Source organism: Macrococcus sp. S115, assembly GCF_030067655.1.
GTDB classification, from domain to species: Bacteria; Bacillota; Bacilli; order Staphylococcales; family Staphylococcaceae; genus Macrococcoides; species Macrococcoides psychrotolerans.
In genome coordinates this window covers 90,430-116,888 of record NZ_JASJES010000001.1, presented here as the reverse complement: position 1 = coordinate 116,888, position 26,459 = coordinate 90,430, and the positions used below count along the sequence as shown (strand labels likewise).

General features: G+C 40.0%; 20 protein-coding genes and 2 pseudogenes. 17 read left to right on the top strand and 5 right to left on the bottom strand.

Annotation, left to right across the window (positions count from 1 at the left end):
• Position 1 precedes the first annotated feature (1 nt).
• The 9 genes and pseudogenes from rseP to infB form a co-directional block, all read left to right on the top strand.
• Positions 2 to 1,282: an RIP metalloprotease RseP gene (gene rseP / locus QNJ52_RS00635; protein ID WP_219494664.1), complete on the top strand. Its 1,281-nt coding sequence runs from the start codon at positions 2 to 4 to the stop codon at positions 1,280 to 1,282.
• Positions 1,283 to 1,365: 83 nt separating this feature from the next.
• Positions 1,366 to 3,072 carry a proline--tRNA ligase gene (locus tag QNJ52_RS00630; RefSeq protein WP_219494665.1) on the top strand — a complete coding sequence of 569 codons (1,707 nt, stop codon included), beginning with the start codon at positions 1,366 to 1,368 and terminating at the stop codon, positions 3,070 to 3,072.
• A gap of 71 nt (positions 3,073 to 3,143) precedes the next feature.
• A complete protein-coding gene (locus tag QNJ52_RS00625) occupies positions 3,144 to 7,448 on the top strand; it encodes a PolC-type DNA polymerase III (protein ID WP_419956634.1) in 4,305 nt (1,434 codons plus the stop codon).
• Between the two features lie 114 nt (positions 7,449 to 7,562).
• Positions 7,563 to 8,030, top strand: a complete 468-nt coding sequence (gene rimP / locus QNJ52_RS00620) for a ribosome maturation factor RimP (protein WP_219494667.1) — start codon at positions 7,563 to 7,565, stop codon at positions 8,028 to 8,030.
• Positions 8,031 to 8,039: 9 nt separating this feature from the next.
• On the top strand, positions 8,040 to 9,101 hold the full coding sequence (gene nusA / locus QNJ52_RS00615; RefSeq protein ID WP_219494669.1) for a transcription termination factor NusA: 1,062 nt from the start codon (positions 8,040 to 8,042) through the stop codon (positions 9,099 to 9,101).
• 10 nt (positions 9,102 to 9,111) lie between these two features.
• Positions 9,112 to 9,399: an RNase P modulator RnpM gene (rnpM, locus tag QNJ52_RS00610; protein WP_219494671.1), complete on the top strand. Its 288-nt coding sequence runs from the start codon at positions 9,112 to 9,114 to the stop codon at positions 9,397 to 9,399.
• Complete coding sequence (locus QNJ52_RS00605; protein WP_219494672.1) at positions 9,396 to 9,728, top strand: YlxQ family RNA-binding protein; 333 nt, start codon at positions 9,396 to 9,398, stop codon at positions 9,726 to 9,728. The genes rnpM and QNJ52_RS00605 overlap by 4 nt, the downstream gene beginning before the upstream one ends.
• A pseudogene (locus tag QNJ52_RS11540) lies at positions 9,721 to 9,883 on the top strand (translation initiation factor IF-2 N-terminal domain-containing protein); the annotation flags it as partial. The gene QNJ52_RS00605 and the pseudogene QNJ52_RS11540, both read left to right, overlap by 8 nt.
• Before the next feature lie 185 nt (positions 9,884 to 10,068).
• Positions 10,069 to 11,901: pseudogene (infB, locus tag QNJ52_RS00600) on the top strand (translation initiation factor IF-2); the annotation flags it as partial.
• An 82-nt stretch (positions 11,902 to 11,983) separates the two neighbouring features.
• Here infB and ilvA read toward each other — a convergent pair.
• The 5 genes from ilvA to ilvD are packed head-to-tail and all read right to left on the bottom strand — an operon-like array spanning position 11,984 to position 17,860.
• Positions 11,984 to 13,246: a threonine ammonia-lyase IlvA gene (gene ilvA / locus QNJ52_RS00595; RefSeq protein ID WP_219494675.1), complete on the bottom strand. Its 1,263-nt coding sequence runs from the start codon at positions 13,244 to 13,246 to the stop codon at positions 11,984 to 11,986.
• Between the two features lie 12 nt (positions 13,247 to 13,258).
• Positions 13,259 to 14,251, bottom strand: a complete 993-nt coding sequence (gene ilvC / locus QNJ52_RS00590) for a ketol-acid reductoisomerase (RefSeq protein ID WP_101144158.1) — start codon at positions 14,249 to 14,251, stop codon at positions 13,259 to 13,261.
• Entirely contained in the window at positions 14,251 to 14,496 is a 246-nt protein-coding gene (locus QNJ52_RS00585) for an ACT domain-containing protein (protein ID WP_219494677.1), read from the bottom strand. The genes ilvC and QNJ52_RS00585 overlap by 1 nt, the downstream gene beginning before the upstream one ends.
• A complete protein-coding gene (ilvB, locus tag QNJ52_RS00580) occupies positions 14,493 to 16,160 on the bottom strand; it encodes a biosynthetic-type acetolactate synthase large subunit (RefSeq protein ID WP_283721621.1) in 1,668 nt (555 codons plus the stop codon). The genes QNJ52_RS00585 and ilvB overlap by 4 nt, the downstream gene beginning before the upstream one ends.
• 11 nt (positions 16,161 to 16,171) lie before the next feature.
• Entirely contained in the window at positions 16,172 to 17,860 is a 1,689-nt protein-coding gene (gene ilvD, locus QNJ52_RS00575; protein WP_219494680.1) for a dihydroxy-acid dehydratase, read from the bottom strand.
• Positions 17,861 to 18,212: 352 nt separating this feature from the next.
• Between ilvD and rbfA the strand changes: the two genes are divergently transcribed.
• From rbfA to rnjB, 8 genes are all read left to right on the top strand, one after another.
• Positions 18,213 to 18,557 (top strand): 30S ribosome-binding factor RbfA, encoded by a 345-nt coding sequence (gene rbfA, locus QNJ52_RS00570; protein WP_012656768.1) that lies wholly within the window; start codon positions 18,213 to 18,215, stop codon positions 18,555 to 18,557.
• A 57-nt stretch (positions 18,558 to 18,614) separates the two neighbouring features.
• Positions 18,615 to 19,511, top strand: coding sequence for a tRNA pseudouridine(55) synthase TruB (gene truB, locus QNJ52_RS00565; RefSeq protein WP_219494681.1), 897 nt, complete (start codon positions 18,615 to 18,617; stop codon positions 19,509 to 19,511).
• A gap of 9 nt (positions 19,512 to 19,520) precedes the next feature.
• The gene (locus QNJ52_RS00560; RefSeq protein WP_219494682.1) at positions 19,521 to 20,474 is read left to right on the top strand and encodes a bifunctional riboflavin kinase/FAD synthetase; all 954 of its coding nucleotides are present in this window, start codon (positions 19,521 to 19,523) and stop codon (positions 20,472 to 20,474) included.
• A gap of 107 nt (positions 20,475 to 20,581) precedes the next feature.
• On the top strand, positions 20,582 to 20,851 hold the full coding sequence (gene rpsO / locus QNJ52_RS00555; RefSeq protein WP_015912457.1) for a 30S ribosomal protein S15: 270 nt from the start codon (positions 20,582 to 20,584) through the stop codon (positions 20,849 to 20,851).
• Between the two features lie 114 nt (positions 20,852 to 20,965).
• Complete coding sequence (gene pnp, locus QNJ52_RS00550; protein WP_219494683.1) at positions 20,966 to 23,077, top strand: polyribonucleotide nucleotidyltransferase; 2,112 nt, start codon at positions 20,966 to 20,968, stop codon at positions 23,075 to 23,077.
• 60 nt (positions 23,078 to 23,137) lie between these two features.
• Positions 23,138 to 24,328, top strand: coding sequence for a M16 family metallopeptidase (locus QNJ52_RS00545; protein ID WP_219494684.1), 1,191 nt, complete (start codon positions 23,138 to 23,140; stop codon positions 24,326 to 24,328).
• A gap of 67 nt (positions 24,329 to 24,395) precedes the next feature.
• Complete coding sequence (locus QNJ52_RS00540) at positions 24,396 to 24,650, top strand: hypothetical protein (RefSeq protein ID WP_219494685.1); 255 nt, start codon at positions 24,396 to 24,398, stop codon at positions 24,648 to 24,650.
• Between the two features lie 120 nt (positions 24,651 to 24,770).
• Complete coding sequence (gene rnjB / locus QNJ52_RS00535) at positions 24,771 to 26,444, top strand: ribonuclease J2 (protein ID WP_219494686.1); 1,674 nt, start codon at positions 24,771 to 24,773, stop codon at positions 26,442 to 26,444.
• Positions 26,445 to 26,459 lie beyond the last annotated feature (15 nt).

Sequence of the window (26,459 nt, the reverse complement as noted above, 5' to 3'; positions counted from 1 at the left end):
GATGTTAGGATTATTAGCCTTTATATTAGTCTTCGGATTAATCGTTACCGTGCATGAACTTGGACATTTAATCTTCGCAAAACGTGCAGGTATTATGTGTCCGGAGTTTGCAATCGGTATGGGACCGAAGCTCTTCTCTTACAAGAAGAATGAAACGCTGTACACGATTCGTATGCTGCCAGTTGGTGGGTATGTGATGATGGCTGGAAGCGGCATGGAAGAAAATCCGCTAAAAGCAGGGATGAATGTTAATATTAAGAGGAATCCTAATGGCGAAGTGACGCATATTCTGCTTGATGAGCAGCATCAATTCCAGCAAATTGAACAAATTGAAGTCGTTGATAGTGATATGGATGATGCAATGTTTATTGAAGGTATCAATCAATATACGCAGCAGCAAGAGCATCTTCGTATTGCAGAACAGTCATATTTTGTCCGTGAAGGAGACTTGATTCAGATTGCTCCTCCGAGCAGACAGTTCAGAACGAAGAAACCATTGCCAAAGTTCTTAACATTATTTGCAGGACCATTCTTTAATTTTCTGTTGACACTTGTACTATGTATTATCATTGCATTTATGATAGGTTCTCCTACAAATGCTGTGAAAGAAGTAGCTGAAGATTCTCCTGCAATGAGTGCAGGACTGAAGGCTGGTGATAGAATAGTACAGCTCAATGACGAGAAGGTAAGTACATTTGGCGAAATAAAATCTTACCTTGCGAATAATGAGGGTAATCCGTTAAGCGTAACCGTTGAACGTGGAGACCGTGCTGAAAAGATAGAACTGAAACCTAAAAAGATTGTCACTCAGATTTCTAAAACAAAGAAAGAAACGACTTATCAGATCGGTTTCTTACCAGAAAGACAGTTTTCACTCACAGACCCATTTATAAATGGCTTTAATGAAACGATGCGCTATGCAACGCTGATTTTTACATTACTTATCGAACTGTTTACTTCTATATTTACAGGGAGTTTTTCATTTAATATGTTAAATGGACCTGTAGGTATCTATAAATTTACAGATACTGTTGCGCAGCAAGGACTTATCCCACTGCTTAATTTAGCAGCAATGCTTTCTATAAACATCGGGATTATGAATTTGATACCTGTTCCTGCTTTAGACGGCGGACGTATATTGTTTGTTCTGTATGAGGCTATATTCAGACGTCCTGTGAATAAACGTGTAGAGATGATTATCGTCGGAGCAGGGGTAATATTTATGTTCTTTGTGATGATAATGGTGACGTGGAACGATATTTCAAGATATTTCTTAAAATAAACAGCACTGTGCTGTTTATTTTTTGTTTGATTAATGATTATTTTATTATATGATATATGTATTATAGATTTTAGGAGGCAGCTATGAAACAGAGTAAGATGTTTATTCCAACATTAAGAGAAGTTCCAAGCGATGCAGATAGCAAAAGTCACCAGCTACTGCTTAAAGCAGGGATGATCAAACAAGTCGCAAGTGGTGTATACAGCTACTTACCGATTGCGAAACGTGTATTGAACAAGATTGAGGCTATCGTACGTGAAGAGATGGAAGCGATTGATGGTGTCGAAATACTAATGCCTGCCTTACAGCCTTCAGAGCTTTGGAGCGAATCTGGTCGCTGGCAAAGTTACGGCGCAGAGCTTATGCGTATGACAGACCGTCATGGTCGTGAATTTGCGCTTGGACCGACGCATGAAGAAATTATTACATCACTAGTGCGTGATGAATTAAAGTCTTATAAGAAGTTACCGGTAACGTTATTCCAGATTCAAAACAAGTTCCGTGATGAAAAGCGTCCTAGATTCGGATTGTTACGTGGCCGTGAATTTATTATGAAGGATGCATATAGCTTCCATGCGACAGAAGCATCACTTGATGAGACATATCAAGACATGTATGATGCATATTCCAAGATCTTTACACGACTTAATCTGCAGTTCCGTCCAGTTATCGCAGATAGTGGTGCAATTGGTGGCAGCCACACGCATGAATTTATGGCGTTAGCGGAAATTGGTGAAGATACGATTTGTTATACAGATGGCAGTGATTATGCAGCAAATATCGAAAAAGCAGAAGTCGTATACCATCCAAATAAGAAACATACAGAAGAGAAAGCATTAGAAAAAGTACATACGCCTGGTGTAAAAACAGCGCAGCAGTTAGCAGATTTCTTAAAGCGTGACTTAGATGAAATTGTGAAATCAATGATTGTTAAAGTCGATGACCAGTTTGTAATGTTCTTAATTCGTGGACATCATGAATTAAATGATATTAAGGTAAAATCATTCTTTGGAACTGAACATGTAGAGATGGCAACAGATGATGATATTCGTTCAATCTTAAATGCGAGTCCAGGTTCATTAGGCCCAGTAGGAGTTAATAAGATTGATATCTATGCAGATAACAGTGTACAGGATCTAAATAATTTAGCAGTCGGTGCAAATGAAGATGACTATCATTATGTGAATGCGAATGCCGATCGTGACTTTAACGTGAAAGCATATGGTGATTTCCGATTTATTTTAGAAGGTGAACCAGCTGCAGATGGTAGTGGTCCAGTTAAATTTGCTGAAGGTATTGAAATCGGACAAGTATTTAAACTCGGTACAAAATATAGTGAGAGCATGAATGCGACTTTCTTAAACGATCAAGGCCGAGCAGAGCCTATGATAATGGGATGTTACGGAATAGGCGTTTCACGTACATTATCAGCAGTAATCGAGCAGCATAATGATGACAAAGGTATTATATGGCCAACTGCTATTACCCCATATGAAGTGCATATCATCAGTGTGAATCCTAAGCAGGAAGCCCAAAAAAACCTTGCAGACCAGCTCTATGCTGCATATCGCACGCAGTATGAAGTACTGTATGATGACCGAGCAGAACGTGCGGGTGTGAAATTTAATGATGCAGATTTAATCGGAATACCGGTTCGTGTGGTGGTTGGGAAACAAGCAGCCGACGGTATTGTCGAGGTTAAGAACCGTCGTACTGGGGACGCTGTTGAAGTCCATATAGATGACTTACAAGAAACGATTCAATCAATTTATGCATCTTTTGAATCATAATTTGATATAATGAATAATAAAAGTAATACGCACCTGCGTGTTACTTTTTCATTTTGAAGGTGGTAAAAAACGTGACAATAAATAATAACGAAAAATTTAAAGTATTGTTAAAGCAGCTGCAGATTGAAGATTTATTTACAATACCTGATCTCGATGAAGCAGAACTCACTAAGATTGATGTTTATAAGAATGACCGTAGATGGCATATGTACTTTAAATTTCAAACGCACCTGCCATATGAATTATTTGCTCTGCTTAAATCTAAGATTAAAGAACATTTTGAACATATTGCAACAGTGACATTTGAAATAGCAGTATTGGATGCTCTTGATACAGAGAAACTCTGCGCATATATTCCTTATGCGATTAGCCAGACGAATATGAGTCCAAGTTTAAAGCATCAGTTAAATAGTAAAGCGTTTACATTCAGCGGTGATATATTAAAATTCAATGTGACGAATGATATCGAGAAAGTTCACTTTGAAAAGAACTGTAATGGCGCGCTTCTTAAAGCCTTTAAAGACGTAGGTTTTAATGTCTCACGTTGTGTATTTGAAGTGTCAGACAATGCTGAACAAGAAGAGCTGGCATCTTTAGAAGCGTATATACAGGAAGAAGAAGAAAATCATAGTAAAATATTAAGAGAAAAGATGATCGAACGAGAAAAACAGCGTAAAGAAGATGATGGCCCTGAAGTGACACGTTGTCAGATTGGGAAGCCGATACAAATTGAAAATGTTAAACGTATCGAATCCATTATCGAAGAAGAATATAAAGTTGCACTTGAAGGTGTAGTCTTCGATATCGATATTAAAGCACTAAAAAGCGGACGACATATCGTGCAGCTTAAAATAACAGATTACACAGATTCTTTAATCGTTAAGATGTTCACACGCAAAGGTAAAAACGACTTAGAGCATTTTGAGTCATTGAAAATTGGTGACTGGGTGCGTGTACAAGGTCGTATTGAAATGGACACCTTTGTACGAGATTTGGTCATGATGATGGATGATATCGAGGCCATCAAAAAACCTGAAAAGCAAGATAAAGCACAGGACAAACGTGTTGAATTCCATCTGCATAGTGCGATGAGCCAGATGGATGGTATTACGCATATCGGAAAATATGTTGCTCAAGCTGCAAAATGGGGCCACAAAGCAATCGCGGTAACTGATCATAACGGCTGTCAGGCATTTCCGGATGCACATGCTGCAGCAAGTGCAGCGGGCATTAAGATGATCTATGGTATAGAAGGGATGCTTGTCGATGAGGGTGTGAACATCAGTTACAAACCACAAGATATACCACTGAAAGATGCGACCTACGTTGTCTTTGACGTAGAGACAACAGGTTTAAGCTCACAATATGATAAAATTATTGAACTTGCGGCAGTTAAAGTGAAAGACGGAGAAATCATCGATAAGTTTGAGCGCTTTAGCAATCCCGGAGAACGTCTGAATGAAACGATTAAGAACTTGACTGGAATTACTGATGATATGCTTATAGATGCACCGCCAATCGAATCTGTATTGAAGGATTTTAAAGATTTTGTAGGGGATGCAATCTACGTGGCGCATAATGCAAGCTTTGATATGGGATTTATCGATACTGGTTTCGACCGTTTAGGATATGGAACAACGGAAAATGGTGTCATCGATACGTTAGAACTTTCAAGAACGATCAATACTGAAATGGGCAAACATGGCCTTAACTTTCTTGCCAAGAAGTATGGTGTAGAATTAACACAGCACCATAGAGCCATCTATGATGCTGAAACGACTGCGCATATCTTTGTGAAGATGTTAAAACAGATGGAAGCGCTTGGTGTTACGAATCACAAGGAGATTGACCTGAAGCTCTCAAATAAGGATGCTTATAAACGTGCGCGACCGATGCACGTAACATTAATCGTCCAGAATCAAAAAGGATTAAAGAATCTTTTCAAAATCGTAAGTGATTCTATGGTGGAATACTTCTATAGAACACCAAGAATCCCGCGCTCACTTTTAAATAAATATCGTGAAGGTATACTGGTCGGAAGTGCGTGTGATAACGGTGAAGTGTTTACGGCGGTGATGCAGAAGGATCAAGAAGAAGTTGAGAAAATTGCGCGCTACTATGATTATCTTGAAGTACAGCCAAAAGCACTATATCAGCATCTTTTAGATAAAGACTTAATCCGTGATAATGAAACGATGGAAGAAATCTATAAGCGTATCCTCGATGTTGGTGAAAAACTAGATATTCCAGTTCTAGCCACAGGTAATGTCCACTACTTAAATGAACACGATAAGATTGCACGTGAAATCTTGATTGCATCAAATCCGGGTAATCCGTTGAATAGGCAGACATTACCAGATGCACATTTTAGAACGACCGATGAAATGTTAGATGCCTTCCATTTCCTAGGAGAAGAGAAAGCTTATGAAATCGTCATTAAAAACACAAATGAACTTGCTGATCGTATAGAGACGGTTATTCCTATTCAGGATAAACTGTTTACACCGAATATCGACGGTGCAAATGAAGAAATTCGAGAGATGAGCTATGCACGTGCACGTAGTATATACGGGGAAGAACTTCCTGAAATTGTTGTTGCCAGATTAGAGAAGGAACTGGATAGTATAATAGGTAATGGATTTGCCGTTATATATTTAATTTCTCAGAAGCTCGTGAAGAAAAGTCTGGACGATGGCTACCTGGTAGGGAGTCGTGGTTCGGTTGGATCAAGTTTTGTAGCGACAATGACTGAAATCACTGAAGTCAATCCATTACCTCCGCATTATATTTGTCCGAAATGTAAATCAAGTCACTTCTTTGAAGATGGAAGCGTTGCGAGTGGTTTTGACTTACCCGATAAATCATGTCCATCATGTAATGTGCCATACATTAAAGAAGGGCAGGATATTCCATTTGAAACGTTCTTAGGATTTAAAGGCGATAAAGTTCCAGATATTGACTTAAACTTTAGCGGAGAATATCAGCCAATTGCGCATAACTATACAAAAGTACTATTTGGAGAAGATAAAGTGTTCCGGGCAGGTACGATTGGTACGGTTGCAGAGAAGACGGCATTTGGTTATGTGAAAGGCTATATGAATGATTCAGGTGCGCATAAACGTGGTGCTGAAATTGATAGGCTTGTAAAGTCATGTACGGGTGTCAAACGTACGACAGGACAGCATCCTGGCGGTATTATCGTTGTGCCAGACTATATGGACATCTATGATTTTACACCGATTCAATATCCTGCAGATGATCAGTCCAGTGCATGGAAAACGACTCATTTTGATTTCCATTCTATACATGATAATTTATTGAAGTTAGATATACTCGGACACGATGATCCTACGATGATTCGTATGCTACAGGATTTATCAGGTATGGATCCTAAGACAATTCCTGTCGATGATAAAGAAACGATGAAAATATTCTCGAGCCCTGAATCCTTAGGTGTCACTGAAGAGGATATATTATGTAAGACTGGAACCCTAGGTGTGCCAGAGTTTGGTACTGGCTTCGTGCGTCAAATGCTTGAAGATACAAAGCCTTCATCATTCAGTGAGCTCGTGCAGATTTCTGGATTATCTCATGGGACAGATGTATGGCTTGGCAATGCTCAAGAACTTATAAAGAGCGGGACATGTGATTTAAGTTCTGTTATCGGATGTCGTGATGATATTATGGTGTATTTAATGTATGCCGGCTTAGAACCATCACTTGCATTTAAGATTATGGAATCTGTGCGTAAGGGTAAGGGACTATCTGAAGAATTTGAAGCTGCAATGCGCGAGAATAAGGTGCCTGAATGGTATTTAGATTCATGCAAAAAGATTAAATATATGTTCCCGAAAGCCCATGCAGCGGCATATGTACTCATGGCAGTACGTATCGCATACTTTAAAGTGCATCATCCGTTATATTATTATGCAAGTTACTTTACTGTTCGTGCGAGTGACTTTGATTTATTGACGATGACGAAAGACAAGCATACGATTAAAGCAACAGTGAAAGATTACTATAGTCGTTTTCATGACCTCGGTAAGAAAGAGAAAGATGTACTCACAGTGCTTGAAATTACTAATGAAATGGCGCAGCGTGGCTTTAAGGTTCAGCCGATTTCACTGGAAAAAAGTACAGCCTTTGAATTCATCATTGAAGATGACACATTAATTCCGCCCTTTATCTCTGTTCCGGGTCTAGGTGAGAACGTTGCGAAACGCATTGTAGTAGCGAGAGACGAAGGACCATTCTTGTCAAAAGAAGAGCTGAATAAAAAAGCAGGCGTTTCTCAAAAGATCATTGATTATCTAGATGAACTCGGAAGTCTTTCTGGTATGCCTGATAAGGCACAGCTCTCAATTTTTGACTTGTAATTGTTTGATGAATGCACAACTTTATGTTATGATTTAATTGTTAAAGAAAATACTCTACTAGCGAAAAGAGTGGGAATCCCCGCTCTTTTCTTACGTTTATGTTAGGAGGATTATATGAGTAAAGTTACAGAACGCGTTGAAGCGATATGTCAGCCGGTAGTTGAATCTTTAGGGTTTGAACTTGTAGATGTGGAATATGTGAAAGAAGGTCCGGATTACTATCTACGTATCGCCATAGACAAACTAGGTGGTATCGATATTAGTGACTGTGCACTGGCAAGTGAAAAAATCAGTGAAGTGATGGATAAAGAAGACCCGATTACAGAAGCTTATTTCCTAGATGTTTCATCTCCAGGTGCAGAACGTCCGCTCAAAAAGGAAAAGGATTACGAGAACGCAATTGGTAAGCATGTCTATGTAAAACTTTATGAACCTGTTGAAGGGGATAAAGAATGGATCGGTGAATTAAAAGAAGTCTCAAAAGATACGATAACATTGTCAGCAAAGATTAAAACGAGAACAAAAGTGATTGAAATTGACCGTAAGCGTATTGCTAAGATTCGTCTTGCAGTCATTCTATAGGAGGCAGTTATGAAAAACAATGAATTATTAAATGCGATTGATTTTCTTGAGAAAGAAAAATCGATTCCAAGAGACGTATTAATAGAAACGATTGAAGCAGCTTTGATCACTGCTTATAAGAAAAACTATAATTCGGCCAACAATGTACGCGTTGAACTGAATATGGACAATGGAGCATACCGAGTATATTCACGTAAAGACGTAGTTGAAGAAGTAATGAATCCAAGAGATGAAGTAAGTCTTGAAACAGCATTATTGTCGAACCCCGCATATGAAATCGGCGATATATATGAAGAAGATGTTACACCAAAAGATTTTGGACGTGTTTCAGCACAAGCTGCAAAGCAAGCTGTACTACAAAGATTAAGAGATGCAGAACGTGGTATATTATATAATGAGTTTATCGATAAGGAAGATGATATTATGACTGGTATCATCGACCGTGTGGATCACCGTTATGTCTATGTGACTTTAGGTAAGACAGAGGCTGTTTTATCTGAAGCAGAAAGAAGTCCGAATGAAGTTTATCGTCCGACAGAACGTATTAAAGTCTATGTCAACAAAGTTGAGCAGACGACTAAAGGACCTCAAATCTTTGTGTCACGTAGTCATCCAGGATTATTAAAACGTTTATTCGAACAAGAAGTTCCTGAAATTTTTGATGGCACGGTAGTGGTGAAATCTGTAGCCCGTGAAGCAGGAGATCGCTCAAAGATCAGCGTCTATTCCGATAATCCTGATATCGATGCTGTGGGAGCATGTGTCGGTGCGAAAGGTGCTCGTGTTGAAGCGGTTGTGGAAGAACTCGGTGGAGAAAAAATTGACATTGTTGAATGGAGTGCAGATACAAAGACTTTCGTTAAGAACGCATTAAGTCCATCTCAAGTTGTCGATGTATTGGTAGATGAAGCGAATCAGTCAACAACAGTAATTGTTCCGGATTATCAGTTGTCGCTCGCTATTGGTAAGAAAGGTCAGAATGCACGTCTTGCTGCCAAGCTAACGGGTTGGAAGATTGATATTAAATCTGAGACAGATGCTAAAGAAGCGGGCATTTACCCGGCAGAATAGGGGGGGTTTAATGAAGCAGCGTAAAATACCCATGAGAAAATGTATTCTTTCTAATGAAATGAAACCTAAGAAAGAACTGATTCGTGTCGTTAAAAATAAAGAAGGCGAAATATTTGCAGATGCGACCGGTAAGCAAAATGGGCGTGGTGCATATGTTTCGATGGATTTAGATATCGTAAATAAAGCACGTGAAAAAAAGAAATTAGAACATTATTTCGAGACCGATGAAACGGTGATGAATCCAGTATATGATGAAATTATTCGACTCATCTATAGAGAGATGATTCCAAAACGATGACATCTAAAGATAAGTTATTAAACCTGCTAGGTCTTGCGATGCGTGCAAGAAAATTATCTACTGGAGAAGAGCTTGTATTAAATGATGTACGAAGTAAACGTGCTAAGCTCGTCATCATTTCTACAGACGCATCAAACAATACTATGAAAAATGTTTCGAACAAATGCCAGTCCTATCAAGTCGCTCTAGAACAAGTATGTACAAGGTATGAACTAGGCTATGCACTTGGTAAAGATGAACGTGTAACAATTGGCGTTCTGGATGCTGGATTTGCGAAGTCAATGAAAGCTTTGATTCGAGACATCAATGAGGAGAGAAGCTATGAGTAAAAAGAGAATATATGAATACGCAAAAGAAGTCAGCTTAAAAAGTAAAGATATTATCGATGCATTAAAGAAAATGAATATTGAAGCATCGAGTCATATGCAGGTAATCGAAGCAAAAGAAATCAGTGCATTAGATAAAATCTTCAAGAAATCTGATGCTAAAGCAGAAGTGAAACCTGAGCAAAAAGCTGAATCAAAAAAAGAAGAACCTAAAAAAGAACAGCCTAAAAAAGAAGAACAGAAAAAGCAAAGCGATCAGAAGAAGCCTCAAAATAATAATCAAAAACGTAATCCAAACCATCGTCCTGGAAGTCATAATAAACCAGGTACGGGCGGTCCATCTAAAAACAAAAAAGGTAAAGGCAAAGGTAAACAAAAACCTGAACCAAAACAAGAAGTACCTGTTGTAAAAGAAACACCATCTAAAATTACGTATGAAGAAGGCATTACAGTAGGAGAGCTGGCTGAAAAACTAGGTAAAGATGCTTCTGAAATCGTTAAAAATTTATTTATGGTTGGTATTATGGCTAATATCAACCAATCTTTAAATCAAGAAGCAATCGAGCTTATTTGTGATGAGTATGGCGTAGAAGCTGAACTAGAAGTTGTTGTGGATGCAACAGACCTAGAAACATATTTTGAAGATGTAGATGCTAATGAAGAGGATATTATGGAACGTCCGCCTGTTGTTACAATTATGGGACACGTTGACCATGGTAAAACAACATTACTTGATTCCATCCGTAATACACGTGTTACTGCAGGAGAAGCAGGAGGAATCACACAGCATATCGGTGCATATCAAATTGAATATAATGATAAGCCTATTACATTCCTTGATACACCAGGACATGCTGCGTTTACGACTATGCGTGCACGTGGGGCGCAAGTAACAGATATCACAATATTAGTAGTAGCAGCTGATGATGGCGTAATGCCACAAACGGTTGAAGCCATTAACCATGCGAAAGCAGCAGAAGTACCAATCATCATTGCTGTAAACAAAATTGATAAGCCAACTGCTAATCCAGACCGTGTAATGCAGGAACTTGGTGAGCACGGATTATATCCTGAAGATTGGGGCGGCGATACTATCTTCGTTCAAATCTCCGCAATTAAAGGTGACGGAATCGATGATTTACTAGAAATGATTCAGCTTGTAACTGAAGTTGAAGAATTAAAGGCAAATCCGAAACGTACAGCGATCGGAACTGTAATTGAAGCGGAATTAGACAAATCTCGTGGACCAGCTGCATCTTTACTTGTTCAAGATGGTACGCTTGAAATCGGAGACTCTATTGTTGTTGGTAATACGTTCGGTCGTGTCCGTGCAATGGTCAACGATCTTGGCAAACGTATCAAGACAGCTGGACCATCTTTACCAGTAGAAATTACTGGACTTCAAGATGTACCTTTAGCTGGAGATCGTTTTGTTGTATTTAAAGATGAGAAGAAAGCGCGTCGTATTGGTGAAGCACGTCAGCAGCAGAATATTTTAGCGCAGCGTCAGGAATCTCAAAAAGTTTCTCTTGATAACTTATTTGAACAGATGAAACAAGGTGAGATGAAAGACTTAAACGTTATCATCAAAGGTGATGTACAAGGTTCAGTTGAAGCGCTGGCAGCATCACTTATGAAAATTGATGTTGAAGGTGTTAACGTACGTATTATCCATACAGCAGTGGGTGCAATTAATGAATCTGATGTTACTTTAGCGTCTGCATCTAACGGTATTATCATTGGTTTCAACGTCCGCCCTGATGTTAATGCGAAACGTGCGGCAGAAGCTGAAGGTGTAGACATGCGTTTACACCGCATCATCTATAAAGTAATCGAAGAAATCGAAAGCGCGATGAAAGGGATGTTAGACCCTGAGTTTGAAGAAAAAGTGATCGGTCAGGCGGAAGTTCGTCAAACAATCAGTATTTCTAAAGTCGGTACAGTAGCCGGAAGTTATGTGACTGACGGTAAGATTACGCGTGATTCACAAGTACGTATCATTCGTGATGGTATCGTCGTTTACGAAGGTCAGGTTGATGCATTAAAACGTTTTAAAGACGATGTACGTGAAGTGGCACAAGGATATGAGTGCGGTATCACGATTGAAAACTTCAATGACATCAAAGAAGGCGACATCTTTGAGGCCTTTGTCATGGAAGAGATTAAACGCGTCTAATAAAGCTATTTCTGAGAGTTGAAAGAAGAGAAGACTAAACTACAATATTAAAACACTTCACGAAAATTCGTGAAGTGTTTTTTTAGATTAATAGGGAATAGAGCATTTCATTATTGTTAACGGCGATATACTTAGGATCGAACTGCTGCACACGTTGGTAGAGACTATTTTTATCGCTCTTATCTTTCAGTTGTACGCCAATGATGACAGCACCTTTACTTCTTGCAGTTTTCTTGAGGTATTCAAACTTTGTGATATCATCTTCAGGACCCAGTACATCGTTAACAAATGTTTTCAGTGCACCTGGTCGCTGTGGAAAGTTAACGATAAAGTAATGTTTTAAAGATTCATACAGGAGTGCACGTTCTTCAATTTCATTCATACGATTGATATCATTATTGCTACCGCTGATGATACATACAACATTCTTGCCGATGATATGATCCTTAAAATGTTCCAGAGCACTTACACTCAGTGCACCTGCAGGTTCAGCGACAATCGCTTGTTTTGTATACATGTCGATGATTGTGCTGCAGACCTGTCCTTCATCGATAGCGATACAATCATCGATCACCTGTCGTGCGATATCAAATGTCAGTGCGCCCACAGTTGCTACAGCAGCACCGTCTACGAACTTATCGATAGCATCTAATGTGAGTCTCGTCCCTTTTTCAAGAGATTGTTTCATGCTGCTTGCACCACGAGGTTCTACTGCAATGATCTGCGTTTCTTTGCTGACATCCTTAAGATATGTACCAACACCTGATATTAATCCACCACCACCGACCGCCTGAAAACAGTAGTCGATTACAGGTTGATCCATAAAGATTTCCTTTGCGACAGTTCCTTGGCCAGCCACTGTATGATTGTTATCGAAAGGATCGATAAAACTAAGGTTATGATCTTCTGTATATTGTAGCGCGGCAGCAAGACACTCATCAAATGTATCTCCATACAGTTTAATCTCCACGTTATCTTGCCCAAAGAACTTGACCTGTTCTATCTTCTGGTTCGGTGTAGTTACCGGCATAAAGATGACTGCGTGCAGGTCGAGTTTATTTGCAGTGTAGGCGACACCTTGTGCATGGTTGCCGGCACTGGCACAGCTGATACCTTGCTGTCGAACCGCGGGCGTCAGCTGGCTGACGGCATAATAGGCCCCTCTTAGCTTGAACGAGCGTACCCATTGCAGATCTTCGCGTTTCAGGTAAACATTGCACTGATATTTTTGAGATAGATATAGATCCTTTTCAAGTGGTGTATGCTTGACTACATGTTTCAGTACTTCATATGCCGCTTCTATATCATCTTTTGTAACAGGCATCTTTGTATGCGTATGGTTCATACTATTCCTCCTCTAGTTGTTATTGATAAACGGCATCATCGTTCTAAGGTCTGCACCGACTTTCTCTATAGGATGTCCCGCCTGGGTACTTCTCATAGATTTAAAAGACTCAAATCCATTATTATTGTCTTCGATAAACTGCCTGCTGAATGCGCCAGACTGGATATCAGCTAATACCTGTTTCATATTCTCCTTAACTTCAGGTGTAATAACGCGTGCACCAGAGACATAATCTCCAAACTCAGCGGTATTAGAGATGGAATGTCTCATCTTCTCCATACCGCCTTCGTACATAAGGTCTACAATCAGTTTCATTTCATGCAGTACTTCAAAATAGGCGAGTTCTGGCTGATAACCTGCTTCCGTCAGTGTTTCAAAACCATAGTGGATGAGCTTTGTGATACCGCCGCAGAGTACCGCTTGCTCACCAAAGAGGTCTGTCTCTGTTTCTTCTTTGAAGGTCGTTTCGATGACGCCCGCGCGTGTAGCACCGATGCCGTGTGCATAGTTCAGTGCAAGGGCCTTTGCGTCACCAGTTACATCTTGATCGACTGCAAATAACGCAGGAACAGCACTGCCTTTAACATATTCACGTCGAACAAGATGTCCTGGTCCTTTTGGTGCGACTAAGAAGACATCAACATCGTCAGGTGCTTTGATTGCACCAAAATGTACATTAAATCCATGAGCGAAAACTAAAGCCGATTGTGGTTTGAGATGAGGTGCGATTTCCTCGTTGAATACACGCTGCTGTACTTCATCCGGCATAAGGACGACGGTAACATCTGCATGTTCTACAGCTTTACTGACGTCATATGCTTGAAATCCATCTTCTTCAGCCTGTGTTCTGGACTGTCCTTCACGTACTCCGATGACCACGTCATAGCCACTGTCCTTAAGGTTCAATGCATGTGCGTGTCCTTGAGAGCCGTAACCTAGTACTGCGATTTTCTTATTTTTTAAGTATTCCTTATTTACATCGTTATCATAATATACTTTAGCCATTATAAAACCTCCTGAGTTGTGTTGTTTACTACTGATAATACAGTTATTGGTTTTTCTAGTTGTTTGATGACAGTATGAATGTTCTGGCCGTTTCTTAATGCTACTTCCAATGTCAGATTAAATTGTCCGCCTTCTGATTGTCCATGCAGTGCTATAACTCTAATGTCTCGTCGGAAACAGATGCTTGTAATACGATTCAGCACTTCGGGACGGTCTGTCATGCAGATGCTAAGCGAGTAGTTCATTCGTATCCCTCCACTTCATGATTAGGTTTCCCAGATGGAACCATTGGAACCACCATCTCATCAGGGGAGATTCTGATCTCGATGAACGCAGGACCTTGATAAGCAAGTGCTTCATAAAGTGTCGCTTCCAGAGCCTGTTGCTGCGTGATAAGGTAGGGTTTGACGCCATATGCGTTGCTCAGCATCTGAAAGTCAGGCTGTCCACTGAAGACTGACTCGCTATAACGCTGACCATGTAATTTATGCTGCCATTGTTTCACCATGCCGAGCGTACCATTGTTCAGCATGATGATTTTGACCGGGAGCTGATATTCGTTTAATATCGCCATTTCCTGGTTGGTCATCTGAAAGCCGCCATCACCGACAATAGCAACTACCATCTGATTAGGTGCGCCAAGCTGTGCACCGATTGCAGCAGGAATACCGTAGCCCATCGTGCCGAGACCACCACTTGTGATCAGCTGTGCCTTCTTGAATGGATAGTATTGGGCGGTCCACATCTGATGCTGACCTACATCCGTTGCAACAACGGCTTCATCTGTAAACCTACCGATAAGTTCAACCACATGTTGTGGTCTGATGAAAGTTTCGGCCTGTCTATACTTGAAGGGGTACTGCTGATGTCTTTCGATACATATCTCTGTCCAGCTGCTGTCGACAGAGCAAGGTAGATCCAGCAGCTGTGTAAGAACCGACCTGACATCTCCGTGGATTGCGAGGTCAGCTTGTATAACCTTATTAAGTTCACTTTGATCTATATCGATATGAACGATCTGTTTGTTCTGCTGAAAGGCTGCAACATCTCCGATGAGCCTGTCATCGAACCGACTCCCGAAGTTGATCACGCAGTCACTTTCAGAAAGTGCCATGTTCGCAGCATAGCTCCCATGCATGCCCCCCATACCTAAAAAGAGGGGATTATCGTATGGAACTGCGCCAAGTCCGAGCAATGTTGTCACTACTGGGAGATGGTATTTTTCTGCAAAACGTGTCAGCATATCGTTTGACTGAGAATGATTGATACCTGCCCCTGCCAATAGAAGCGGACGCTGTGCTTGAGCAAGTAAATTTGCCAGCTCGTGGACTGTTTCAATGTCAACATTTGGTGCAAGTGTGTAACCCGGCAGGTTCATCTCAGTCTGTAGCGGGCCTCTAGCCTTACTGATACCGATATCTTTAGGAAAATCTATAACTACTGGTCCTTTACGTCCTGTACTGGCTACGTGAAAGGCTTCGTTGATAACTCGAGGTATCTCTTCGACTGAGCGAATCTGATAGTTATGTTTCGTGATTGGTGCTGTCAGCGAAATCAGATCTGCTTCCTGGAATGCATCTAGTCCGATACCTTGCTGATGCACTTGTCCTGTGATGACGACAAGGGGCAATGAGTCACAGTAAGCATCTGTTATACCGGTTACTGCATTCGTCGCTCCAGGACCACTTGTCAGCACGACAACCCCAGCTTTGCCACTTGAACGTGCGTAGCCTTCTGCGGCGTGTATCGCACCTTGTTCATGACGTGTCAGGATATGTTTGAAAGGTGCATCGTAGAATGCATCATAAAGTGGAAGTACCGCACCTCCTGGATATCCAAAGACGTATTCTACATCGTTGTCAACGAAAGATTGCACAAGCAGTTGTGCGCCTGTTTGTTCATGGTTCATGGTATTCCTCCTTATAATAGATGTTCTGGTATCTGCATGACACCGCCTGTATTAGCACTTGTGACAAGTGCTGTATAACGTGCGAGGTATCCAGATCTAACTTTTGCCTTAAAAGGTTGTAGGTGTGCCTTACGTTGCTTTAGTTCATCATCTGTTACATCGACGTTCAGCGTACGATGCACAAGGTCGATGGTGACCATATCTCCATCTTCAATGAGTGCGATAGGTCCCAAAGCCGCTGCTTCAGGTGAGATATGTCCGACTGCAATACCACGGGTTGCACCTGAGAACCTTCCATCAGTGATCAAGGCGACCTCCTTACCGAGGCCACGTCCGACGATGGATGAAGTAGGGGCAAGCATCTCAGGCATCCCTGGACCACCTTTTGGACCTTCGTATCTTATAACGACGACATGGCCCGGACGTACTGTATGGTTATCGATTGCCGCGACCGCTTCGTCATGGCTATCAAAACAAATGGCTGCACCGGTGAACGTCTGTATAGAAGGATCGACACCGCCTACTTTGATAACCCCTCCAAGTGGAGCGATATTACCATGAAGCATCGAAAGACCGCCGTGTTCACTGTAAGGGCTATCCAGTGTATGGATGACTTCCTCATTTTGTATTGTGTGAGCAGCATTATTGTCGCGTAGAGTAGCACCAGTAACTGTCATGCGGTCAGGATGAAGAATTCCTTCACGCTTCATCAGTTCATTGATGATTGCAGGTACACCCCCTGCGTTATGTACATCATGCATGGAGTAAGAAGAACTTGGTGCAATCTTCGATAAGTAGGGTGTTTTTTCAGCTATTTCGTTGATACGCTCTAAGTCATAGTCGATACCCGCTTCGTTTGCAAGTGCGAGTGTGTGAAGAACAGTATTTGTGGAACCACCCATCGCCATATCCAGCGCAAATGCATCGTCGATTGCCTCTTTTGTTACGATATCCTTCGGTTTGATATCACGTTTGACAAGATCCATCAGCTTAAACGCACTCTCTCTGATCAGTGCTCTACGTTCTTTACTGACGGCAAGTGCAGTACCATTGAAGGGGAGTGCAAGTCCGAGCACTTCCATCAGACAGTTCATGGAGTTTGCAGTAAACATACCAGCACAAGAACCACATGTCGGACATGCATTTTGTTCCATATCAAGAAAGTCCTCTTTTGTGAGTGTACCTTCCTTGAACGCACCGACCGCTTCAAACATGCTAGATAATGTCAGTGCCTTGCCGGTAGCGGATAATCCTGCCTTCATCGGACCTCCTGAGCAGAAGATAGCAGGAACGTTCGTTCTTACAGCAGCGAGCAGCATGCCAGGTGTTATCTTATCGCAGTTCGGAATATAGAAGACACCATCAAACCAGTGGGCATTGATAACTGTCTCTGCTGCGTCAGCTATGATTTCACGGCTCGGCAGAGAATACCTCATGCCGATATGACCCATAGCGATTCCGTCATCAACACCGATCGTATTAAATTCAAACGGTATGCCACCTGCTTCTCTAATCGCTTCTTTTGCGATGTCTGCAAGTTCTCTTAGATGAACATGTCCAGGGACGATATCGATATATGAGTTGCAGATTGCAATAAATGGTTTATTCATATCTTCTGGTGACTTAATTTGTCCCGTTGCGTGCAGTAGGCTGCGGGCCGGTGCTTGTTCAGGTCCTTTTTTGATCATATTACTTCTCATATAAATCCTCCCTTAATTTTACAAACAAAAAAAACGATGCCCTGAATAGGACATCGTTCCCAGTCCTATTCATGTGAAATAGGACTTAAACTTATAAGTAGTGTAATCTACCTACAGTTCCAGTCCGGACCGATAATAATAATAATGTTGTTAAGTTGTAAATGTCTGTTATTCATCATCATCTGTCCTTCCTGTTTTTTTGTATGTTACAAATTTAAAGTAAAATGACATAGATGTCAACACAATATTTAAAATTTTCTAAAAATTAAGCAAAATACAAAAACGCAAAAATTGACAATCAGCAGTTTGAATCCTTATAATAAAAGTAATCGAAAGTATAGAGGTGAAGTATATGAGTTTAAGAAGTGAACGAGTTGGTGAACAGCTGAAGAAAGAAATCAGTGAAATTATCAATCAGAAGCTAAAGAATCCGAATGTCGGCTTTGTAACAGTGACAGAAGTTGAGGTTACGGGTGATTTAAGTCTAGCATCGGTTTATGTAACGGTGCTTGGAGAAGAGAAGGAGCGTAAGAAATCTTTAGAAGGTCTGGAGAAATCTAAAGGATTCATTAAATCAGAAATCGCACATCGTATGGATTTACGTATTGTACCTGACTTAAAATTTAAATATGATGAGTCCATTGACTATGGTAATAAAATCGAGCGTATGATTGCGGAATTAAATAGAGATAAATAGACCAATCACACTTTTTCATGTAAACTATTTTAGAGTTTACTGAAGGAGTGTTTTTTTATGGATGGCATTATCGGTATTAATAAGGCGCGGGGGATGACGAGTCATGATGTGGTGTTTAAGCTACGTAAAATTTTAAGGACGAAGAAAGTCGGTCACACGGGGACACTTGATCCTGAAGTGGATGGCGTATTGCCGATTTGTGTCGGTAAGGCGACGCGTATCAGTGATTATGTGATGCAGAGTGGTAAACGTTATATTGCAGAGGTGACCCTCGGCGTTCAGACGGCGACTGAAGATGCTCATGGTGAGGTTGTGAATACGGCATCGATTGAAGAGGGAATGTATACAGAGGCGCAGGTCGATGAGGTGTTACTTCAACTAACGGGTTCAATTAGACAAGTTCCTCCGATGTATTCCGCGGTTAAGGTAAAAGGACGTAAATTGTATGAATATGCACGTGAAGGAATTGAGGTTGAGCGTCCAGAACGTACAGTGGAGATTTATGAATTAATACGTACAAGTGCTGTTCGTTTTATTGATGGTAAATGTATATTCAATATTGAAGTCGCATGTGGTAAAGGGACATATATTAGAACGCTTGCCACTCAAGTAGCAGATAGTCTAGGTACTATTGGTCATATGTCAGATTTGACACGAACGGAGAGTGGTGGATTTAAGCTTGAAGACTGTATTACAATAGATGAATTACGTGAAGTACCCTATGATGCGATAGCTGAGCTTCTCAAACCGATAGAGGCGGGTCTTGCCCATATGCGGCATGTCGCTGTCGATGAGCCGACATCCGTCAAGATTATGTATGGCCAAAAGTTACGTCAGATGAGCCCGCCGATTGAAGATGAGACGGTGATGACGTACAATGATAAGGTAATAGCAATTTTCATACCGGATGAGAAGCATCCAGGTTTGATCAAAGCTAAAAAAGTATTTAATTAGGGGATAGCTATGAAAACAATTGAAATGATACATCCAATAGAGCAATGTTATGATCACGAACCATGTGCCCTTGCAATTGGTTTCTTTGATGGGATTCATACTGGACATCAGAAGGTCATTGAAACCATGATATGTATTGCTGAGAATAAAGGACTGAAAAAAGCGGTGATGACGTTTGACCCTCACCCTTCTGTCGTCTTAAATCCTGAAAAACAACGCACAGATTATTTGACGCCGATGCAGGAGAAGAAGCATATATTAGAAGCGATGGGTATTGATTATTTATTTATCGTGCCGTTTACTTCTTCGCTCGCTCAAATGGAGGAGCATGACTTTATCTCGAATTATTTCACTAAAAATCATGTAAAAGAAGTTGTAGCTGGTTTTGATTTTACTTATGGTAAATATGGAAAAGGAAATATGCTTAAACTTGAAGCGGATAAAGATGGTTTCAATGTAACGACTGTAGAAAGACATGCGCTAGCTGACGAGAAAGTTTCTACTACTTTAATTCGTAAAGATCTGATTCATGGCGATATTGAATCAGTGAATGCACAACTTGGAAGACCTTATAAAATTACTGGTCTTGTTGTTCAAGGTGAAAAGCGTGGACGTACAATTGGATTTCCGACGGCAAATGTTGAGCCGAATGAAAACTTTGTATTGCCACGTTTAGGTGTGTATGCCGTTACGCTGAAGCTCGATCAGACTGGTAAAATATATAAAGGCGTCTGTAATGTGGGGGTAAAACCAACCTTCCATGACCCTGAAAAACAGCAAGTTTCGATAGAAGTGAATATCTTTGATTTCAAAGACTCAATATATGGAGAACGTGTTGAAATTGAATGGTATGAATTTTTACGTGCTGAAAAGAAGTTTGATGGTATTGATAGTCTGATTACACAAATAAATGCAGATAAAGCACAGGCAATTGAAATATTGAATGACATTCATCTTGATTAATTATTGATTCATGATATAATAACGAGGAACCTTTCCTTGGCTTATAGATCACTCCGACTTTATGCTCAGGTTACGGTGTCAATTAAATTTATAGGAGGCTATTAACAATGGCAATTTCACAAGAACGCAAAAATGAAATCATTGCACAATACCGTGTACATGAAACTGACACAGGATCACCAGAAGTACAAATCGCAGTTTTAACAGCAGAAATCAATGCGTTAAACGAGCATTTACGTACACACAAAAAAGACCACCATTCACGTCGTGGTTTATTAAAAATGGTAGGTCGTCGTAAAAACTTATTAACTTACTTACGTGAGAACGATGTTCAACGTTACCGTGAATTAATTAAATCATTAGGATTACGTCGTTAATTCTAATTTTATCGAAAGAAACCTATGTTTCTTTCGTTTTTTTTATGCGATTTATGACATAATATGAATTGTCATGTTATGATTAAGGATATATGTGAGAGAGGAGATACATACATGTCTCAAGAAAAGAAAGTTTTTAAAACAGAATGGGCAGGTCGTCCATTAATTATTGAAACTGGCCAGTTAGCAAAGCAAGCAAATGGTGCAGTACTCGTACGCTACGGGGATACGGTAGTATTATCAACGGCGACAGCAAGTAAAGAACCTAGAGATGTGGACTTCTTCCCATTAATGGTCAATTATGAAGAGAAATTATATGCGGCAGGTAAGATACCTGGAGGATTCAACAAACGTGAAGGCCGTCCAGGTGAGGATGCTACTTTGACCTCACGATTGATTGACCGCCCGATTCGTCCATTATTCCCAAAAGGTTACCGTCATGATATTCAGGTCATTTCTATGGTTATGAGTGTAGACCCAGATAATTCACCTGAAATGGCAGCGATGATCGGTTCATCTATGGCACTTTCGGTTTCAGATATTCCATTTGAAGGACCAATCGCAGGTGTGAACGTAGGTTTAGTTGATGGAGAACTCATCATAAATCCTAATGTTCAGCAGCGTGAAGTTTCTGTTCTGGACTTACAAGTTGCAGGTCACTTTGATGCGGTCAACATGGTTGAAGCGGGTGCGAAAGAAGTAGCGGAAGATAAGATGCTTGAAGCAATCATGTTCGGTCATGCTGAAATTAAGAAACTTGTTGAATTCCAGCAATCGATCATTGATGAGATACAACCTGTAAAGTCTAGGTTTGTACCTGTTGAAACGGATACAGCCTTAGAATCGAAGGTAGAGCAATTATCAGAAAGCTTTGGACTATCTCAGGCGATTCAAACTCAGGAGAAGCTTGCACGTGAAGAAAATATTACAGCAATCAAATTAAAGGTCATCGAAGCTTTTGAAGGTGAAGGTGAAGCTGTTATCACTGCAGTGAACAAGAAGTTCGATGCACTGATCAAAGAAGAAGTGCGTCGTCTTATCACAGAAGAAAAAGTGCGTCCGGATGGACGTCGCCCAGACGAAATTCGCCCGCTTGATTCAGAAGTCGGCATTTTACCTCGTGTACATGGATCTGGTCTATTTACACGTGGACAGACTCAAGCCCTATCTGTAGCAACATTAGGTGCATTAGGTGAACATCAGATTATCGATGGTCTTGGCGTAGAAGAAGAGAAACGTTACATGCATCACTATAACTTCCCGAATTTCTCTGTAGGTGAGACAGGGCCAATTCGTGCACCAGGTCGTCGTGAAATTGGTCATGGTGCACTAGGTGAACGTGCGCTATTGCAAGTCATTCCAGATGAAAAAGAATTCCCATATACAATTCGTGTTGTATCTGAAGTTTTAGAATCAAATGGTTCGAGTTCACAAGCATCAATCTGTGGTTCTACGCTCGCCTTGATGGATGCTGGTGTACCAATTAAAGCACCAGTTGCGGGTATTGCAATGGGTCTTGTAACAAAAGATGATAATTATACGATTCTATCTGATATTCAAGGTATGGAAGACGCACTTGGTGATATGGACTTTAAAGTTGCAGGGACAAAAGAAGGTATCACAGCAATACAGATGGACATTAAGATTAACGGGTTAACAGAAGATATCTTACGTGAAGCATTAGAGCAGGCGCGAGTAGGTCGTCTGCATATTATGGAACATATGTTATCTACAATTTCTGAACCAAGAGCAGAACTTAGCCAATACGCACCTAAAATTGAAATTATTCATATTAATCCTGATAAGATTCGTGATGTTATCGGACCAGGTGGTAAGAAAATTAACGAAATTATCGATGCAACAGGAGTTAAACTTGATATTGAACAAGATGGTACAGTCTTCATCGGTTCAAGTGATGCATCAATGATAGAAGAGGCGAAGAAGTTGATCGAAAATATTGTACGTGAAGCTGAGGTTGGCCAAATTTATATGGCAACAGTAAAACGTATCGAGAAGTTCGGTGCATTTGTTGAAATCTTCCCAGGTAAAGATGCGCTCGTACATATCTCGCAAATTGCTTTAGAACGTATAAACAAAGTAGAAGATGTTGTGAAGCTTGGTGATCAGTTCTTGGTGAAAGTCACTGAGATTGATAAACAAGGTCGCGTAAATGCATCACGTAAAGTGCTGTTAGAAGAAGAGAAGAAAGCATCAGAAGAAAAGTAGATTATTAAGGTGAGGCGATATGTCTCACCTTTTTATTTGATTTGTCAGTGAGGAGATTATTTGGAGCATATTAAACTTAAGAATGATATGACATTTGCATATCACGAAACAAAATTAGAGGTCGTTCATATTGGACTTTACATTAAAGTGGGCACATCGGATGAGGCAGGGTATCCAGCAGGTATCGCACATTTTATTGAACATATGGTGTTTAAAGGAACGGAGCAGTTTCCATTTCAAGCATTATCAGATAAAATTGATGCAATTGGTGGAGAAGTCAATGCCTATACGACTAAGACATATACATGTTATTCGATTAAGACGTTAAAGCGATTTGAACGTGTTGCCATTGAATTGCTGAAAGAAATGGTGTTCTGTGCTACATTCCCGAATGATGAACTTGAAAAAGAACGTCAGGTCATTCTAGAAGAGATAAAGATGATCGAAGATGATGATGAAGAACGTGCATTTGAGCAGTTCGAAAGCGCGTTACTTGAAGGCACTGCATTTAACACACCGATTCTTGGTACGGCTGACAGTGTTAATAATATTACTCAGACAATGCTTCAAGCGTTTTATCATAAATTTTATCAGCCAGATAATATGATCTTGTCGTACGTTGGAACTGATTATCATTTTATTAAGGATTACTTTGAGCAATTTAACTCTGTTCACAAAGTGATACGCCCACTGAAAAGATTTAAAATGAACACGATTCATCTTACGCATCATAAAGAAAGTATGGAACAAGCACATGTTATACTGGCGCATAGAGGGATCAGCTATCTGGATGAAAAAAGTACATGCTATGAGATTATAAATAATATCTATGGTGGCAGTATGACGAGTTTGCTATTCAGAAGGTTAAGGGAAGCACTAGGGTTATGCTATGCATTATATTCATCGGTCGATGCTTATGAAGAAGGTGGGATTCTTTATACATACTTCGCTACTGACGCAAAAAACATAGAACGATGTATGGCAGAGATTCATCTTATACACAAGCAGCTTGCAGCAGGTATTGAAGAATCGTTGCTTTTAAAAACGAAACATTATCTTGTAACAAATTTATATATGAATCTAGATTATGATGGGTCCATTATGGAGCATATGGGTAAGAGCATACTGCTTTACAATAAGATATATGATATACATGAACTGGAAGAAAAAATAATGGCTGTTACATTAGAAGAGGTAAATGAAGCGCTGCAGGTTTTTAAGAAAGCGTATGCAAGTTACCGAATATACTAGGTTTCTATAGATTAATCCTTGCTAAAAATGTATAATATGAATGACTATATAACAAGGAGATGTAACTATGGTATTTGATAAAATTCAGGTGAATGGTTCAGAAATTGAAGCAGAAGGACGTTTTAGAATTGAAGATGAAACTGTACATGTGTCAACGACAAGCGAAGATGTGGGATTAGCGTTCAAACAAGTTGAGACAACAAATGCACCTGTGCAGCTTGTACTTTATAAAGGGGATACAGATCGCTATGCATCTGAAGGGCTAACATTAAAGCACTATACAGTAGCTGGTGGCGAATTTAAGATGGAATTAGAAAAATAATAGCAGATGTGCGTAAGCCTTATTATAGAGGCTTACGCATTTTTTATTGTTAAATTGTCTATATTTAGCTTATAATATAAGAAGTATGAATTGAACGGGTAGAATTTAGGAGGAACTATTTTGAATCTAGTAAAAAAAGATAATGAACATATAAAGATGACACCCCTTGGTGGTGTAGGTGAAATAGCAAAGAACATGTACATCGTTGAAGTAGACGATGAAATGTTTATGCTTGATGCAGGACTTATGTTTCCTGAAGATGAGATGCTTGGAATAGACGTAGTTATACCAGATATCAACTATGTCATTGAAAATAAGGCGAAATTAAAAGGAATATTCCTTTCGCATGGACATGTTGATGCAATTGGAGCTTTAAAGTACATTATGAATCAGATTGATGCACCTATCTATGGATCACGTCTGACGATTGCACTTGTTAAAGACCGAATGAAAGAAGCAAATATAAATAAGAAGATTAAGTACTATACTGTAAATAATGACTCGATTATGCGTTTTAAAAATGTGAACGTATCATTTTTCAGTACGTCACACAGTATTCCAGATAGCCTTGGTATCGTGATTCATACATCACATGGTGCAATTGTTTATACTGGTGAATTTAAGTTTGATCAAAGTTTATCCGGAAGTTATAGACCAGATATTACAAAGATGGGTCAAATTGGTGATAACGGTGTACTTATGCTGATCAGTGATTCCACAGAAGCTGAGAAACCGGGTTACAATACACCTGAAAATGTCATTGAAAGTCATATCAATGATGAATTTGCAAAAGCAAATGGACGTATCATTGTTTCCTGCTACGCATCGAACTTCATTAGAATACAGCAAGTATTAAACAGTGCAGCTAGAAATAACCGAAAAGTATCATTTCTAGGTAAATCATTAGAAAGTTCGTTTAATACGGCACGTAAGCTGGGATACTTTGATATAAAAGAACAATTGCTGATACCAATCAAAGATGTGGAGAAGTATCCTAAGAATGAAGTCATCATTATTTCGACTGGTACTCAAGGTGAACCGATAGAGGCACTTGCACAGATGGCGCTCAATAGACATAATATACTGAATATAGAAGAAGGGGATACAGTATTTATTACGACGACACCTTCATCTAATATGGAAGTCATATTAGGCTCTACAATTAATCATCTTGTTAAAGCAGGTGCGAAAGTCATACCTACTAATAAGAAGATTCATGCTTCTGGACATGGATGTATGGAAGAGCTTAAACTGATGCTCAACTTAATGAAACCTACTTACTTTGTTCCAGTTCAAGGTGAATTTAAGATGCAGATTGCTCATGCGAAGCTTGCTGCTGAAGCAGGTGTACTGCCTGAACATATCTTCTTATTAGAAAAGGGGGACTGTCTGAACTTTGACGGTGAGTATATGCTTGCGAACGAAAAGGTAACAGCAGGTAATGTCTTGATTGATGGTATTGGTGTTGGAGATGTCGGCAATATCGTATTAAGAGACCGACGCCTTCTGAGTGAAGATGGTATATTTATTGCTGTCGTAACGATCGATCCAAAAAATCGTACCATCGCTGCAGGACCTCAAATTCAGTCAAGAGGATTTGTTTATGTACGTGAGAGTGAGGATCTTCTCAAAGAAGCTGAAGAAAAGGTTAGAGCTATTGTAGAGGATGGTTTGACTAAAAATAAAATTGAATGGGCTGAAATTAAGCAGGAAATGCGTGATAAGCTGAGCAAGCTGCTCTATGAACATACGAAACGCCGTCCGATGATCATTCCTGTAATTTCAGAAATTTAAATTATAAATAAACAA